The organism is Pedobacter sp. Bi27 (assembly GCF_918698255.1).
Taxonomy (GTDB): domain Bacteria; phylum Bacteroidota; class Bacteroidia; order Sphingobacteriales; family Sphingobacteriaceae; genus Pedobacter.
The window spans coordinates 1077075-1092426 of sequence record NZ_CAKKMW010000001.1 but is presented as its reverse complement, the minus strand read 5'-3'; the positions used below and the strand labels follow the sequence as shown (position 1 = coordinate 1092426).

Sequence of the window (15352 nt, the reverse complement as noted above, 5' to 3'; positions counted from 1 at the left end):
ATTATTTTAAAAACGATGGTGCAACAATAGATCCATGCTGGGGATAGAACGGAATTGTTCTATTGATCATTGGCGCCTCAAATATTTCAAATCCCAATTCGTTAGATACCCAATCAAATACCTCGTGTTCACCAGCGCCTAGCCAAGCCTCCAGGCCATACTGATCGGGAATTAAGTTGCTTAGTTGCATCTGGCATTGGTATGTTTTGGGTTGATCGCCATAAAAAATAAATTGCTCTAAAGAGGGGTATGCATGTAAAATGATGGCTCCAAGACTATTTTTAATGCTGAAGTTTACGAACGCTGGTGGAAAATCTATTTGGCTATCAATGGTAAATTTAATGTGTAAGGTTAGGTTTGGTTGTTCGCCTTCCAGTTCAATTTCTATTCTTGAAAAAGAAGGATTATAAGGTTTTTCCTTCCTAACCCATAAACTGCTTAAATATTGGACCTGATTTTTCTGATAATATTCTACAGCTTTATTTATAACAGAAACATTGGCCATTATCCCTTTTTCGAGTACAATTCCTTTAGTACATAATTCAAGGATAGCATGCATATTATGGCTTACAAACAATACCGTTCTTCCTTCTCCCTTGCTCACTTCTCCCATTTTGCCTAAACATTTCTTTTGAAATTCTGCATCACCAACAGCAAGTACTTCATCTACGATTAGTATTTCACTTTCTAAATGTGCGGCAACGGCAAAGGCTAAGCGAACGTACATGCCAGAGCTGTATCTTTTTACTGGTGTATCTAAATAACGTTCTATACCTGCAAAATCTACAATCTCTTCCAGCTTACGTTGAATTTCTTTTTTACGCATGCCTAAAATAGCACCATTTAGAAAAATATTTTCACGGCCACTAAGTTCTGGATGGAAACCTGTTCCAACTTCAAGCAAACTTGCTATTCTTCCTTTGCCTGATATTTTACCGGTAGTAGGAGCGGTTACTTTACTCAATATTTTGAGCAACGTGCTTTTTCCAGCACCATTTCTACCAATAATGCCTACAGCATCTCCTTGCTCAATTTCGAAATTAATATCTTTTAAGCTCCATACTACATCGCTTTCACTTTTGGTATTTTGGTCATTACTTTCCCCGATCCGCAAAAAAGGATCTTCTTTACCTCGGATGCGCGCATACCAGCGCTCCAGATCACGGCTGATTGTACCGGTGCCAATCTGACCCAATTGATAGGCTTTGCTTAGATTTTCTACTTTTATAGCAATATTTTTTGACAATTGTTTAGTGGTTAGGGGTTATAGGAAAAAGGTTAGGGCTTAGGAGTTAGTGTTATTAATCTGTGAATTTCTGAGCCCAGTCAACTTAATCGTTATGTTTTCAATTTTCGATCGGTAAGTTAAATATTCTTCGTCGGTTATATAATCAAGGTCCACTGCGGCGATTATGTGATTTAGTGTTTCCAGTGCCATGTTGGTATAATGTGCTTTATCTTTTGAAGTAATTTTTCCAGATCCTTCGGCTAGGCATTCCCCAATACTACTAACAGTTATACTGTATCAACAAAATTCCGTTCTACCTTATTAAAAATAAATGTGCCTATCAGCAATAGCATTGCGGTAACTACGGCAGCATAACCTAAACTAAACCAACTAAAACTTCCCTCTCCTAAAAAGCCATACCTGAAGGTTTCGATAATTGGGGTCATTGGGTTGTATTTAATAATCCAAGCATATTCGGGATATTTTTTAATCGCTTCGGATAAGGGATAAATTACCGTGGTGGCATACATCAGCAACTGTACACCAAAGCTGATCAGGAAAGCCAAATCTCTGTATTTGGTAGTCATGGCAGAGATAATCATTCCCGTACCCAAGCCCAATAAAGCCATTAACAGTACAATAACGGGGAATAAGCCAATTGCCCAACTGATACTAAAATTAGCACCCGAAAAATAATAATAGGCCATTAAAATTAGAAATAAGAGCATTTGCACGCCAAAACGAACCAGATTGCTCACCACTATACTTAATGGCATAATTAACCGTGGAAAATACACTTTGCCAAAAATGCCTGCATTATCTCTAAAAACAGAGGATGTTTTGGTTAAACAATCTGCAAAATAATTCCATGCTGTGATGCCAGCCATGTAAAATAGGGGTTTCGGCAAACCGTCAGTTGATATGCCTGCCAGGTTTCCGAAAATAAAGGTAAAGATGATGGTTGTAAATAGGGGTTGGATAAAGAACCAAAGCGGGCCTAAAATAGTTTGCTTGTAGAATGAAACAAAATCTCGTCTTACCAGTAAAACCAACAAATCTCTGTATGCCCAAACCTCGTGCAACTTTAAATCAAACAGCGATGCTTTTGCCTCTATCGTCCACTGTTGTTCTTCTTTAATCATAAATATTGGGTCTTTTGGCCAGGTTATTCACTTGTATGTTTTTTTTGCTGTTCAGCTAAAAGTAAATGTTTTATCGATTGTAGGTATTTGTTATAACTAAATGCTTGCATACATTTTTCTTGAAGGTTTTTTTTCTCTTCATCAGTTTGGGTATGCCTTAATAAATGGCAGATACTGCTTAGCATTTCTTGTTGATCATCAGGATCAACCAATACGCCTAGTGCGCCACCCCGCAGGGCATCTACACTGCCATCTTTATTTCCGGCAATTACCCTCAAACCACTGGCAAGCGCTTCGATAAATACAATTCCAAATCCTTCTTTTTTGCTTGGTAATATAAAAATATCAGATAGCAGGAAGTGCTCGGTGAGTTCGGCTTCATCAATAAAACCTACCATTTTAATGTGATTTTGCAGTTTGTTTTTAGCGATTAATTCATCAAGTCTTCTTTTTTCTACTGTATCCCACTTGCCACCTAGCAGGTAAATCAGATTTGGATAAGTTTCTAATAATTTCGGCAATAGCTCAATAGTGTGGTCATATCCTTTATATTTCTCAGAAGAAGATAATCTCGACAGCGAGAATAAAACCAGATTTTCGCTATTTAAGTTGTACCTATTTAACAAAACCTGTGGTTTTTCAAATTGGGTAGAAAGATGGTAAAAAGGATCAAGGCAATTGTTTAATACTTCAATCCTATCTGCAGGGATTTGATGCATCTCCATAATTTTATCTGCAGTAAATTTGCTTACACAAATAATCTTATCCAATTGATTTAACATTTTGAGCTTGGAATCTGATAGTTTTTTCCAAACTTCAATGCCGTGGGCCAATAAATAGATTTTTTTATTGGGATGTATTCTCTTAATGAAGAATACGATGTTGATTAGATGAATATGGCTTAATAAAATTACATCTGCTTTTAAGCCACATAAAAAAGATTGCACAACAAAATGTTCCTTTCTTCCGGCAAAGCCTCTAAATTGAGACTTACTTAGGTATCTGGAATCGCGATCGGTATTTTTATCATACATGGAGTAAACCGTTGATTGAACCAGTTCATCTTCACTTAAATCGTAAAGCACCCTGCATAAAGTACGGCAAACCTTTTCGATCCCGCCGGTTAAACTAAAGGTTTTCAGGGTTAAAAATAATACTTTAACTGGCATGATAAATTCTGTATAGCGCCAATGCCGAACTCCAGTGTAACCTATTTTCTCCAAAATCCTGAATAAGGGATTTTGCCCGTTTATTGCTGTAGCGCTTAGGATCTGCAATGGTAGGGTTGTGCCTCATCCATTCTTGAAATGGAAAGGTAAAACCCATTTTTGAACGCTTCCATGTTTCTACCGGTAAATCTTCTTTATATGCTTCAACCAGGAGTTTCTTTTTCTGTTCATAGCTGAATTTGATTTCGGTGGAAATGGAAAGTACCAGATTTACAAAATTGCGGTCTAGAAACGGCACCCTTACCTCAACACCATGGCTCATGCTCATAAAATCAGTATCTTTTAGCAATTGGTTTTGCATATACATGTTAAATTCGAACCAGCTAGCCCGCGTTTCGTTGCTGGTCTTTTTAATTCCCGGATGAAGGGGGATATCTTCCAGGCAATTGAGAACGGTTTTCATATCGATATCCAATAAATTGGCAATTACATCAGGAGAATAAACGCCCCTTAAACAAAGATATTCGCCAATGGGAGAATTTAAACTGAGGTAATATAATCGTTTAAACTTAGTGTTATTAGAAAAGCGCATACTACGTAAAACACTTTTACTCAGCCAATTTAAGTTCTGTATTTTATGGATGCGATCAAAAGATGGGTACCCGCCAAAAAGTTCATCGGCGCCTAAGCCCGACAGAACAGCCTTTATTCCATGTTCTTTTGCTGTTTTACATACAAACCAGGTGTTAATCCCATCATTTGTAGGTTGATCCATGTTGGCTAAAACTGTATCAAAATTCTGCACAAAATCCCGGTAGGTAATAAGGCGTTCAATTTTTTTTACATCTATTTTTTGAAGCAGACTGTTCCGCTGCTTTTTTTCAGAAAAATCTATTTCATTAAAATTGGCAGAAATGCAGGATAACTTTTTACCATTGTGTTGATTGGCCAAAATGGTGATAATACTCGAATCTAAGCCGCCACTAAAAAGTACGCCAATCTCAACATCAGAAATCATTTGCTGTTTAATAGAATTGGCCAGCTGTTCGCGGATCAGTTCTATGGCATAATTCTCGTTAGTGATATAAGGAAAGCTGTCAAACTCATGGTATGATTGGGTAGAATACTCAGCGTTTCTGATGTTATATTTGAGAAAACAGCCTTTACCTAAGCTACAAACATCTTTTAATGTGGTGTAAGGCTCGGGAATATGGCCGAATGCAAGATAGTAAATCCGCCAATTTTCATTTTCCTGATAAATATCGGCGTGTTTAAAAGCCTTTACTTCTGATGAAAAAATTAAGGCTCCATTGGCAAGGTGGTAATACAAGGGTTTGATCCCGTTTTGATCCCTTACCAAATATATACACTGATGCCGCTTATCGAAAATACAAAAGGCAAAAATTCCGTCCAGTTTTTCGAAAGCTTTTTCTCCCCAATGCTGGTAGGCATAGAGTATTACCTCCGTATCGGTTTGTGTTTTAAAAATGTAGCCTAAATTAATTAACTCGGTTCTAATTTGCAGGTAGTTATAAATCTCGCCATTGTATGTGATAACGATATCTTCTTTGTGGCTTAACATTGGCTGGTGACCACTAGAACTGAGATCCAGGATAGCTAACCTACGGTTACCCAGGCATACGGATGATTTTTTATCAGCATAAATACCATGATCATCAGGCCCACCGTGTTGCATACTATCGCACATGGCTTTTACCTGTTGAGTAACTTTTTCGAATGAATTTCTACTATTTATAATGCCCGCTATGCGACACATAATCTTGTTTTATCAACCAATTAGAAGCTATTTTAATGCGTATTGGATACAGCTTCGCCCCCTCAGTCACATTTTATTTTCAAAATGAACTGATTATTTTTTATATATCTTGCTGAGTCCTATCTCAGATCTCACTTCTCAAATCTCATACCTCAAGTCACCCTAGAGTGGCTCTACAAATGCTATCGATGTATTAATATTAATCGAATAGCCCATGTTTTGTAAACGTAAAATAATACGCTGTTTGTTCTGTAACGATACCAATTCGGCAATTATGCCTTTAAAAGGTCCGGCTTTAATCAATACGCTTTCACCTGGTTTAATGTCATAATCAATGAGCTCCAGATCGGCGTCTGTAGCGAGCAAGAGCTTAAGGTCATGGATTTGTTGATCAGGAATAGAAGCGACTTGGCTGGAGAAATAAATAAATCTGGCAACCCCATTGGTCATCAAAACTTCTGCATATTCTCTCGCCGAAATATACACAAATAGATAAGATTTAATCAAGGGCTCTTCGACGATTTTTTTACGGTCGCTCCAATGCTTAACTGCCTTTTTAAGAGGTAAATAAGTTTGGATTCCTTTCCTGTTCAATTCTTCATTCGCCTTTTTTTCTGCTCTCGAACGTGTATAAACCGGATACCACCTGTAATTTTGATCTATCATTTAGTTAATAGTATAAGCTGGGCAACTGCTTTCCATTCAATAATTATAACAACTAGCTGCTTTCAATAATTAATCAATTAACACCTGTTTATTTCTGCTCTATTCATTGCAGTTTCCCATCTATTTTTTCTTCCAAAATTCCCACCAACTCCTTTCATTATCATAATAACCGCTTTTTCCATAACCGGTATAGTTAGAGTAGTAATAAGTTCCGGTATTACCATGGGCATAATTGGTGGTGTAAATATTTGCATGCAGTTTCTCATCCCCAAAAGAGTTTAATATGATGGCAATATTGTTAAGGCCGTATTCTTTTGATAAACGATCAGGAATGGTTGCTGCCCTGAACTTAGAAACGCCCGAGCGAATAATAAAAAGATTGATATCGGCCTTTCTGATGAGTGGTATCGAATCCGATACCAACCCTACTGGCGCAGTATCAACGATGATATATTCATATTTTTCCCTAAGTTTTTCGATGAGCGTTTCCATTGCTTTATTGTGTAGAAGCTCTGAAGGGTTTGGCGGAACCGGACCCGAAGTGATATAATCAATTCCGTGTTTCTCATCTGAAAAGATAATATCGGTTAAACCAGCCTGTTTTGATAAATAATTACTCAAACCAAGGCGGTTATCAGAACCAAAGGCATAATGCAATTTGGATTTTCGTAAATCTGCCGCAATAAGAATTACTTTTTTATCAATAATTGATAATGTTCCGGCCAGATTTAAGCTTACAAATGATTTGCCTTCGCCAGAAACTTCAGAAGTAACACAGATTACTTTGTTCGGCTGGTCACTGGCCATAAAGCTCAGGTTGGTACGAACAGATCTAACCGATTCTGCAAATATGGATTTTGGCTTTTCTATTGATAAAACACTTTCGCCAAGCTCAACTTTTTTAGGATATTTTAGAATTACACCAATTATAGGGGTTGTGGTTAATCCTTCGATGGTTTCAATGTCGTAAAGGTAAGGGTTTAATATCCTTACAAGTAAAATTAATCCAAGGCCCGAAAACAAGCCGATAAATAAATACGAAGAGTATATCTTTTTTGGAATGGGGGAGATTGGATAAAATGAAGGCTGCGCTTCACTAATAATTGTAGCGCCTGAAATTACTGCTGCCGAGCTGATCTGTGCCGACAATTTCCGTTCAAACAGCATTGAAAACATGCGTTGATTAATATCGAAGTTACTTTGCAGTTTGGCAAAATCATTTTGTTTGGCCGGGATGGTGCCGAGTGCCTGGTTAGCCTGGCTAATTTGCCCGTTAATATAACTGATGGTTTTTTGATTTCGCTCATGCAATAAGCGGATATTGGTTACAATGGCTTGTTTTACCTCGTTAATCTGCCGGTTAATATCCTTTATAGGTTGGGCATCAGCGTTGAAATTCTGTAACTTGTTCTCCCTGTTTATGATCAGGCCGTTAAGCTGGGTAATTAAACCAGTTAATAATGTGCTATTCGTTCCTTCGAGATTTAGATTAAGCTGAATCCGCTCTTTATTGTTTTTTACCTGTGTTTCTAACTGTTGAATGCCGAGTTCCTGTAGTTGCAATTCTGCAATCTGATTTTGTAAATTAATAAGCTTCGAATTTCCAAGCTGACGGTCGCTGGTCGGATCGATTAATTTATTATCGCTTTGAAAACTCGAAAGCTTGTTGCCCGATTTACTTACCTGTGCATCTAAAAATGCAATTTGGCTATCCAGATAATCGATGGTTTGTTTGGCGGATCTTTTCTTTAGCTGAGCATCATTTTTTACATATTGTTTAATGATTTCATTAAGTATATCAGCCGAAAAAACAGGGTTGCTATCCGTATGGGTTACACCCATAATATTGGTGTTTTTTTCCTGTTCAAATACATTCAGTCCACCAACAGCGCGGCCATATAAATCTCTGGCGCCATTAAATTTAAAACTATAGTTACCTGCCTGCGGAATCTCAGTTTTAATTGTAAAAACCATATTTCCTAAATTTATGGCCTGGCCATAGCTATATTTTTTTACGGTTTTGTTATTGTCGTCGCTACTTGATAGTTCGAATGTGCGGTTATCAACAGGCTTAACTGAGTAGGTTGCCCTACTGAAATTAACAGAATCCTGCGTTAAAATATCAATTAAAAAAGGTTTTTTCGGATAAAGTTCTGTCACTCTTACCCTTCCCTCTAGATAGTAACTGATTTTATAATCAAGATTTTTTATTGCATTTAAAATTACATCTTCCGAACGCATGATAATGCCTTCGGTTTGAATCTGGTTTTGGTTAAAAGGACGGTAGTTTACAGGCGAAGTTGGCAAAGCCGACATTTGCTGTTGCTGGTCGCTATCTAGTTTTAATGATGCTGAAGTAATATAAATAGGCGTAATACTTCTAACATAGAGCCAGGCCATAACGAAACTGATCAATACAGTTCCTGCAACCCAATACCACCTGCTTAAAAAAATTAAGGCTATTTTCCAGTAGTTAATGGTTTGGCTGGCTAATTTTCTGCTTTCGGTTGATGTTGTATTGTCCATTAACGGGTAAGGGTAAAGATTAATACAGCTAAATTAACGACAACAAGCAATGGCTGAACGATGTTGTTTACGCTTGTTAGTTTTTCGGTCAGTGCCGAGCTCTTGGTTTGCTGCAGTACAATAATGTCATTATTCTGAAGAATCAGCTTTTTACTGGCCAAGCTGTTAATATCGTTTAAGTTAACATAGATAATTTCTGGATGGCTCCGGTCGCCACGGATAATTTTAAGGGTTTTAGGATCTGCAGTTTTATTAATGCCGCCTGCCTCGCCAATAATGTCAATCAGTGTGGTATTTTCCCGCTCAAGCAAAAAATTGCCCTGCCTACTAAATTCGCCGAGTAAAGTAACTTTTAAATTTACTACACTCAACTCAATAATTGGATCGCGCAACAATTGCTTTGCATATAAATCTTGTATTTTAATGGCAGCATCCCTTCTGCTCAGTCCCACTACCTCAACTTTTCCGATGGCCGGTAAATTTACTTTACCATCCAGGTCTACCAGATAAGACAAGGTACCATTAATACTGCCAGCTACCACATTCTGGTTACCGCTTGGATTGCCTGAAGAAGTTGAAGCACCAAACTCTTTGTTTTGTACATTTCGAATGGCCAATTGATCATTAACCCTTATTTTGTAGTAAGCATCACTAATACCCTGATCGTTTACTACATATACCTGTTTAATGGTATCGGTAACCACATCACTCGGGGCGTTAAACAGACTATGCTCTTTTCTGGCAGCACAGCCTATAAAAATTGAGCAAATGAATAAAATACAGACAGATTTTAATATTGCTTTTGTTGGGATCATAATTGGATGGGAAATAGATTTGTGCAATGGCTTGCACGCAATATATGGTTAAAGATGCTTAAAATATGGTTAAAGATGCTAAAAAAAAATAAACTGAAAAGTAAGATTTACTTATTGTCTCTTAAGGAGGTGATGAATAGTGCATAATTTCATGTTTGTTATATTTTTAATATTATGAGTTAATACCTCATTAACAACGGTTTTTAACGCCATTTGTTTAAAATCAGCCAACGATAAAAAAGGGAGTTAGTTTTTAGGCATTATTTCTGTATTGATAAATATCAACAAGATTATTTGTAATTGTAGTTTTACTACTACGATTTTAACTAGGTTTGTGATGGTTTTAAAAGTCTGTCTCTATCCTTAGTTATGAAAAAAATACTGGTGCTTTTTGCATCTATTTTATGCCTTGTTTTTTCCATAAAAGCAAGCGCTCAAACTGGTTGCATAAAATATTATGGGCCAGGTTTTGATGCAGTTTATTACCCTACCAATTTAGGCACTACAGGTGTTTTTGGCCCTAATTATGGTGGAACCCCAGTGAGCTTACCTTTTGGGTGCTGGCCCACCGAGCCATCAAGTACTTTAACAAGAGAATGTACTATAGGCACTGTTTATGGAGGTTTATTAATACAGAACCACATTCAATGTCCTATTGATACCTATTTGCCGTTTTTTGTTTTACTCGCAAGCTGTTTAGGAGCAGGTTTGGTAAGAAACAGAATGGTTGTTGGTTTCCTTCACTAGCATTATATCCTTTCCATACTTGTTTGCCGTTAAATTTAAATAATCTAACGGATGCAAAATGCACATCATATACTCATATTTAGTATTTAAAAAATATTTTTTGTATCATTTTACATACAATCAAGTATTTTTTTAGTGCTTTTTCCGATCTTTGCGCAAATTGGTAAGGATGGTTAGGATTTTGTTTTCAATTTTTATTGCGCTCTCGATTTCTATTTGTGCTTCTGCTCAAACAGGTTGCCTCGTATTAAATTTCGACGCTTACAATAAGGTTTTCAATAATCATCAAACTGCCACGCAGTTTTATACAGGCGATGGAAATAATTTTGTTTGGTGGGAAGGCGTATGTGGTCCTCATACCTACTTAGCCACATCTGGTCCTTCATTAGGTACTTGTACATTAGTTGGTTCGACAAAAACTGGACAGATTTATGCCATTTCTAGTACTTTTACAGCTCCCTGCGGTGTACCACTTGACGACTACATTATTTTCTTGCTACTTTCTTCAGGAGTTTTAGGGGCTTTGGTACTAAGAAATAAATTTTCATTCACAAATATTTGATAGCGCGCTGTTTTAAATTCCATTTTAAGTAAAGCAGCTACTCATTTCTCAAAGTAAACTGCATCCCTATTTATTTCCTATGGTCAGCATCATTCTGATTGAAGCTGGATTCTTATGAATTCTCGTCTAAACGATAGATTTTGTGAGTATAAGCTTGCTTCTCTATTTATTTTATTATTGATAAAAATCAATACTTTTTTCTGGTTTAAAAAGCATATTTATAGGTGTTTAGCCTAATAGAGCCCATTTTTCTGTTTTTAAACTAAATTTCTACAGGCACCCTTTGTCATAGCAATCTGATTTTACATCTTATTCATTTTGTTCGAGTTGCAGCTAATGGTATTTTTGTAGTTGTAATTATACGAATTTTGTTGCTTTTTGTTTGATTTTAAGGCGTTCATCTGGTAGCAAAATAATTTTTTAAGCCGCATCCAATTGAATAAAATTATTTTTTTTGCCCAGCTTTTTACGCTATCCCTCATATCAATAAAAAGCTCCGCTTCCGATCCTGGCTCTTCATACGGCTGCTTGGTGCCGAATGAAGCTGTATATACTAAATGGTTAAAAACAGATTATGCGCCAGGAAACCCTTCTTGGGGGCCCTGGGAATATTATGATACGACGGGTATGAATTATACTGTTGATTATAATCAAGGCGCCAATCCCCCATGTGGATATATAAATCCTAATACTCAATTTTCGCAAAACGGTACATGTTTTGTACAGAAAGGTGCCGGATTATATGTTCAGGGTCTTTTTGGAGAAATTCACGATTTAACCAGCTGTAATGTACCTCTTGACAACTCTATTTATCTATTATTTGGGGCTTCACTAGCCGTATGTTTTATCCGCTCAAAATCATTAGGGTATCAAAAAACTATGGATAAATAATTAATTTAAGTATTCAAAACCAAGCTGGTCTAATAATCGTATCTGTCTCCATCAAACCAAACATTTTGTGATGAAGATATTCGCGATTACCTTAGTTGCTATATTAGGTATACTACATTCTGCCCGTGCCCAAGTTGGTTGCCGTACTGGCGATTATATATATATAACTGCAAATGGTACTTATTTCGATGGTGGATCAGCGGTTATTAAATTTAATGCAACAGATAGAATTATTAAAAGAAATTTTGCAGCAGATCCAAATTGCGGAATAAATCGAAATACAGCAGATTCTTATCCGGTAATTCCTGGAACACCGCTGAATCCAGACTCTAAATGCGTTTCCGACATCAATCTGAATGATGAGGGCAAATTGGTTATTTACAATAATGCTGACAAAATAAACTGTTCTATCGACGGCAATGTGATTTTTTTAGTTGGTTCAGCTAGCTTTATTGGGATCAACTTCCTGCGTAAAAGAAGAATGGCTTAAGGCATACCAATCAATTCACTTAGAAAAGAAAATCATAAAGACAACAATATTGTTTTTTGTCGTTGGCGACATACAGTATTGAACAAAAGGAACAACGAATTCATAATGTAAGGTGGCTAATTTTATGTCGGATCAGTATCGGCATGAAATGAAGTACTATATTGTTGCTTTTTCACTTTTTTTAATGTTTTATAGCATAAAAGCTAATGCTGTTGATGGATGTCTTTTACCTAACAATAGAGTTTATACCTTTCAGGGACTTTTAGGTTTTTACAGTTCTGCAACATCAACTCCTTTAGCAAGCGATTTTTGCAGCTGGACACCGACGACCGGCCCTAGCTGTAGTGTTTGCAATGGACCTCTTGATTTTTTAGGTACCTGCTTAATAGGAACTTATACCAATGGTATATATAGTAATAATTTTCAAATGGTACTATGCAATCTCGACGACTACTCTTGGACCCTTGGCGCCGCCGCAGGCATCTTTGGCGTATTCGTCATCAGAAGAAGAAATAAACAATAATAATCGGTTTCCATCAAATTTAATATTGTCGTTTGGATGTATCTACCAGGATTGAATGGTGATTGATTATATTTACCGCAGGTTTCTTTCATTCGTTAAAATGAGATGACCGCCGTAGATTAATGAAGATATCCCTTATCACCGTCGTTTACAATGGAGAAACATTCTTGCAAGAGTGTTTTAATTCTGTAATGGCGCAAACTTATCCAGATGTAGAGTACCTGGTGATTGATGGGGGATCGACAGACAGAACGTTAAATATTATTCAGGAGAACCAATCTCATATTGATTATTTTGTTTCAGAAAAAGATAAAGGTTTATACGATGCCATTAATAAAGGGATCCAGAGGGCAACAGGAGAGGTGATCGGAATCTTAAATGCCGATGATTTATTTGTACACCCTGATGTATTGGCATCAGTAGCTAGAACCTTTATCGATCAGCCAAAAATAGATGGACTTTATGGCGACCTCAATTATATCCATCCAAAAACACATAAAATTATCAGGACGTGGAAATCAGGGCAAAATACCTTTCAGGATCTTAAAAAAGGCTGGATGCCTGCGCACCCTACACTGTATTTGAAAAGATCTTTGTTTGAGAAAAACGGCGATTATGCCTTAGATCTGGGTACCGCTGCCGATTACGAATTAATACTACGTTACTTTTATACCCATAAAATAGAAGCGGTTTACCTGCCTGTGTTAATGGTGAATATGCGTATGGGAGGGGTAAGTAACCAATCTGTGATGAGCAGGGTCTCTGCCTTTGTTAATGATTATAAAGCCTTAAAGAGGAATAAGATGCCCTTGCCTTTTTGGGTATTGTTGCAGAAAAAGGTAAGCAAACTCAGTCAATTTTAGTGTTAATAAACAGCACTTTAGCACTATTTGTAACTTGGAGGTTTAAGGTTTGGAATTTTTTGTTGTCTGTTTAGTATGACGTAAATCGATTATTTTGATATATGTCATGTTAAACATTTTACATCACAATTTTGTTTACCTTAGTATAGTTATATTTGCTCGCAAGTCCCTATAAGTTTTGCTAAAAGATATTCTGAATACCAGCCCTGACTATTTCTGTATAGCCATATTTATTTTGGCTTTTTCAATCGTAATTATTAGTATTCCAAGTATAATCTATACTTCGTTAAAATATGGCCTTTTTGATAAGAACGACCTGTACCGTAAAAATCATAAACGCAACATTTCACGTTTAGGTGGCTTGGCCATTATAGGTAGTTTTACCGTATGTATTTTGCTTTTTTCGGCCATTATAAATTTTAAAGAGGCTAATTTTTTAATCGCATCGTGCATTATCCTTGCGGCTCTTGGCTTAAAAGATGATGTTTATGGCACCAATACCAGTACAAAATTTATTTTGCAGATCGTAGTCGCTTTTATCCTGGTTTTTTTCGGTGCTTTTCGTTTAACAAGTTTGTACGGTGTGTTGGGTATAGGAGATATGCTGCCTTTGTGGGGAAGCCTTTTTTCGATTGCATTAATTATTTTCCTGAATAATGCATTCAATTTAATAGATGGCATTGACGGACTGGCAGGTGGAATCGGCATTTTAACGAGCATGGCTTTCGGTATTTTGTTTTCCTTGATGGGACAAGTGCCCTATGCATTTATAGCCTTTGCCCTTGCGGGTGCCATTGCAGGCTTTTTAAAATACAATTGGTTTCCTGCTAAAATATTTATGGGCGATACAGGCGCACTGATCATCGGGCTTATTTCTGCTGCCCTGGCCATTAAGTTTATAGAGCTCAATAAGTTTACAGGTGAAAATAAACCTGCTTTTTATTCTGCGCCAGCAATAGCAGTAGCCATACTGATCGTACCCATTTTCGATTCATTAAGGGTTTTTACCATCCGTATTTTAAAGGGAGGTTCTCCGTTTAAGGGAGATCGTAACCACATCCACCACCGTTTAGAGCAGTTAGGGTTTAAGCCCAGCTGGATCGTAATTTCTACTGCTGGGTTTAATCTGGCTACAATAGCGGCCACCATTTTCCTTCAGCAACTTGGAAATTTTGTATTGATTTTCCTCATTATTGGTCTCTGCATTGCGTTTAATACCTTGCTTACCTTAGGCCTGCTTAAAAAGAAAGGCAGGTAAAATTAATTTAGCATATTTTCATGCAATTCAGAAAATTAAACCCATTTTTCGTAAAGCTAATGTAGTGTCTATCGGTTAGGGCAGTCCTTCTTTCCGCTCCTATCTTTTTGTGAAAGTTAGCTGAATGTTGTAGGTTGTTGAAACAAAAAGGATAGCCGCTACAATAAGGTTTATTTAACCAAGGCCTGTAGCACAAAACCAGGGGCAGCTTTGTATCGGTTTCCTGCAGATCAGGAGTACCCAGCCCCGGTCGCAGCGGCATCTCCAGAGCGCAGCACAGGGATATAGCGAACAACGGAAACAAACATTAATAGCTGTACAGGCTTTGCGCTCCTAAAAAAGAACCTTATCATTTTAAAAAAGCAGCTGACTTTGCACTCTTGAAATAAATTTTAATTTTTAGTAAAGCAGGTGTAGTGCCTATCGGTTTGGGCAGTCCTTCTTTCCGCTCCTATCTTTTTGTGAAAGTTAGCAGAATGTTGTTGGTTGCTGCTACAAAAAGGATAGCCGCTACAATAAGGTTTATTTAACCAGAGCCTGTAGCACAAAACCAGGGGCAGCTTTGTATCGGTTTCCCTGCAGATTAGAAGTACCTAGCCCCGGTCGCAGCGGCATCCCCGGAGCGTAGCGCAGGGATATAGCGAAGAACGGGAACAAGCCTTAATAGCTGTACAGGCTTTGCGCTCCTAAAAAAG

15 protein-coding genes are annotated in these 15352 nt (G+C 37.2%); 7 read left to right on the top strand and 8 right to left on the bottom strand.

What is annotated here, in order from left to right:
* Window position 1 precedes the first annotated feature (1 nt).
* From LQ227_RS04360 to LQ227_RS04330, 8 genes are all read right to left on the bottom strand, one after another.
* Window positions 2–1246 carry an ABC transporter ATP-binding protein gene (locus tag LQ227_RS04360; protein WP_230148373.1) on the bottom strand — a complete coding sequence of 415 codons (1245 nt, stop codon included), beginning with the start codon at window positions 1244–1246 and terminating at the stop codon, window positions 2–4.
* A 39-nt stretch (window positions 1247–1285) separates the two neighbouring features.
* Window positions 1286–1504 (bottom strand): four helix bundle protein, encoded by a 219-nt coding sequence (locus tag LQ227_RS25615; protein WP_371824737.1) that lies wholly within the window; start codon window positions 1502–1504, stop codon window positions 1286–1288.
* An 11-nt stretch (window positions 1505–1515) separates the two neighbouring features.
* The gene (locus LQ227_RS04355) at window positions 1516–2370 is read right to left on the bottom strand and encodes an ABC transporter permease (RefSeq protein ID WP_230148371.1); all 855 of its coding nucleotides are present in this window, start codon (window positions 2368–2370) and stop codon (window positions 1516–1518) included.
* A 23-nt stretch (window positions 2371–2393) separates the two neighbouring features.
* Complete coding sequence (locus LQ227_RS04350; protein ID WP_230148369.1) at window positions 2394–3539, bottom strand: glycosyltransferase family 4 protein; 1146 nt, start codon at window positions 3537–3539, stop codon at window positions 2394–2396.
* A complete protein-coding gene (gene asnB / locus LQ227_RS04345) occupies window positions 3529–5316 on the bottom strand; it encodes an asparagine synthase (glutamine-hydrolyzing) (RefSeq protein WP_230148367.1) in 1788 nt (595 codons plus the stop codon). Before asnB ends, LQ227_RS04350 begins: the two co-directional genes overlap by 11 nt.
* 162 nt (window positions 5317–5478) lie before the next feature.
* On the bottom strand, window positions 5479–5982 hold the full coding sequence (locus LQ227_RS04340; protein WP_230148365.1) for a UpxY family transcription antiterminator: 504 nt from the start codon (window positions 5980–5982) through the stop codon (window positions 5479–5481).
* 120 nt (window positions 5983–6102) lie between these two features.
* Window positions 6103–8508 (bottom strand): tyrosine-protein kinase family protein, encoded by a 2406-nt coding sequence (locus LQ227_RS04335; protein ID WP_230148364.1) that lies wholly within the window; start codon window positions 8506–8508, stop codon window positions 6103–6105.
* On the bottom strand, window positions 8508–9323 hold the full coding sequence (locus LQ227_RS04330; RefSeq protein ID WP_230148363.1) for a polysaccharide biosynthesis/export family protein: 816 nt from the start codon (window positions 9321–9323) through the stop codon (window positions 8508–8510). Before LQ227_RS04330 ends, LQ227_RS04335 begins: the two co-directional genes overlap by 1 nt.
* 369 nt (window positions 9324–9692) lie before the next feature.
* On the opposite strand from LQ227_RS04330, the gene LQ227_RS04325 reads away from it, so the two are divergent.
* The 7 genes from LQ227_RS04325 to LQ227_RS04295 all read left to right on the top strand — a co-directional run bounded on the left by LQ227_RS04325 (window position 9693) and on the right by LQ227_RS04295 (window position 14657).
* Window positions 9693–10070 (top strand): hypothetical protein, encoded by a 378-nt coding sequence (locus LQ227_RS04325; protein WP_230148362.1) that lies wholly within the window; start codon window positions 9693–9695, stop codon window positions 10068–10070.
* Window positions 10071–10239: 169 nt separating this feature from the next.
* Entirely contained in the window at window positions 10240–10632 is a 393-nt protein-coding gene (locus LQ227_RS04320) for a hypothetical protein (protein WP_230148361.1), read from the top strand.
* Window positions 10633–11067: 435 nt separating this feature from the next.
* Window positions 11068–11523 (top strand): hypothetical protein, encoded by a 456-nt coding sequence (locus LQ227_RS04315; RefSeq protein ID WP_230148360.1) that lies wholly within the window; start codon window positions 11068–11070, stop codon window positions 11521–11523.
* A gap of 67 nt (window positions 11524–11590) precedes the next feature.
* The gene (locus tag LQ227_RS04310; RefSeq protein ID WP_230148359.1) at window positions 11591–12013 is read left to right on the top strand and encodes a hypothetical protein; all 423 of its coding nucleotides are present in this window, start codon (window positions 11591–11593) and stop codon (window positions 12011–12013) included.
* Window positions 12014–12161: 148 nt separating this feature from the next.
* Entirely contained in the window at window positions 12162–12536 is a 375-nt protein-coding gene (locus tag LQ227_RS04305; protein WP_230148358.1) for a hypothetical protein, read from the top strand.
* Between the two features lie 122 nt (window positions 12537–12658).
* Window positions 12659–13399: a glycosyltransferase family 2 protein gene (locus tag LQ227_RS04300; protein WP_230148355.1), complete on the top strand. Its 741-nt coding sequence runs from the start codon at window positions 12659–12661 to the stop codon at window positions 13397–13399.
* Between the two features lie 178 nt (window positions 13400–13577).
* Complete coding sequence (locus tag LQ227_RS04295; protein WP_230148353.1) at window positions 13578–14657, top strand: MraY family glycosyltransferase; 1080 nt, start codon at window positions 13578–13580, stop codon at window positions 14655–14657.
* Window positions 14658–15352: the final 695 nt, after the last annotated feature.

Bases quoted from the DNA above. Each gene is read 5' to 3' on its own strand.
- asnB (WP_230148367.1), bottom strand. From the start codon at position 5,316: ATGTGTCGCATAGCGGGCATTATAAATAGTAGAAATTCATTCGAAAAA.
- LQ227_RS04340 (WP_230148365.1), bottom strand. From the start codon at position 5,982: ATGATAGATCAAAATTACAGGTGGTATCCGGTTTATACACGTTCGAGA.
- LQ227_RS04320 (WP_230148361.1), top strand. From the start codon at position 10,240: ATGGTTAGGATTTTGTTTTCAATTTTTATTGCGCTCTCGATTTCTATT.
- LQ227_RS04350 (WP_230148369.1), bottom strand. From the start codon at position 3,539: ATGCCAGTTAAAGTATTATTTTTAACCCTGAAAACCTTTAGTTTAACC.
- LQ227_RS04355 (WP_230148371.1), bottom strand. From the start codon at position 2,370: ATGATTAAAGAAGAACAACAGTGGACGATAGAGGCAAAAGCATCGCTG.
- LQ227_RS04305 (WP_230148358.1), top strand. From the start codon at position 12,162: ATGAAGTACTATATTGTTGCTTTTTCACTTTTTTTAATGTTTTATAGC.
- LQ227_RS04325 (WP_230148362.1), top strand. From the start codon at position 9,693: ATGAAAAAAATACTGGTGCTTTTTGCATCTATTTTATGCCTTGTTTTT.
- LQ227_RS04300 (WP_230148355.1), top strand. From the start codon at position 12,659: ATGAAGATATCCCTTATCACCGTCGTTTACAATGGAGAAACATTCTTG.
- LQ227_RS04335 (WP_230148364.1), bottom strand. From the start codon at position 8,508: ATGGACAATACAACATCAACCGAAAGCAGAAAATTAGCCAGCCAAACC.
- LQ227_RS04330 (WP_230148363.1), bottom strand. From the start codon at position 9,323: ATGATCCCAACAAAAGCAATATTAAAATCTGTCTGTATTTTATTCATT.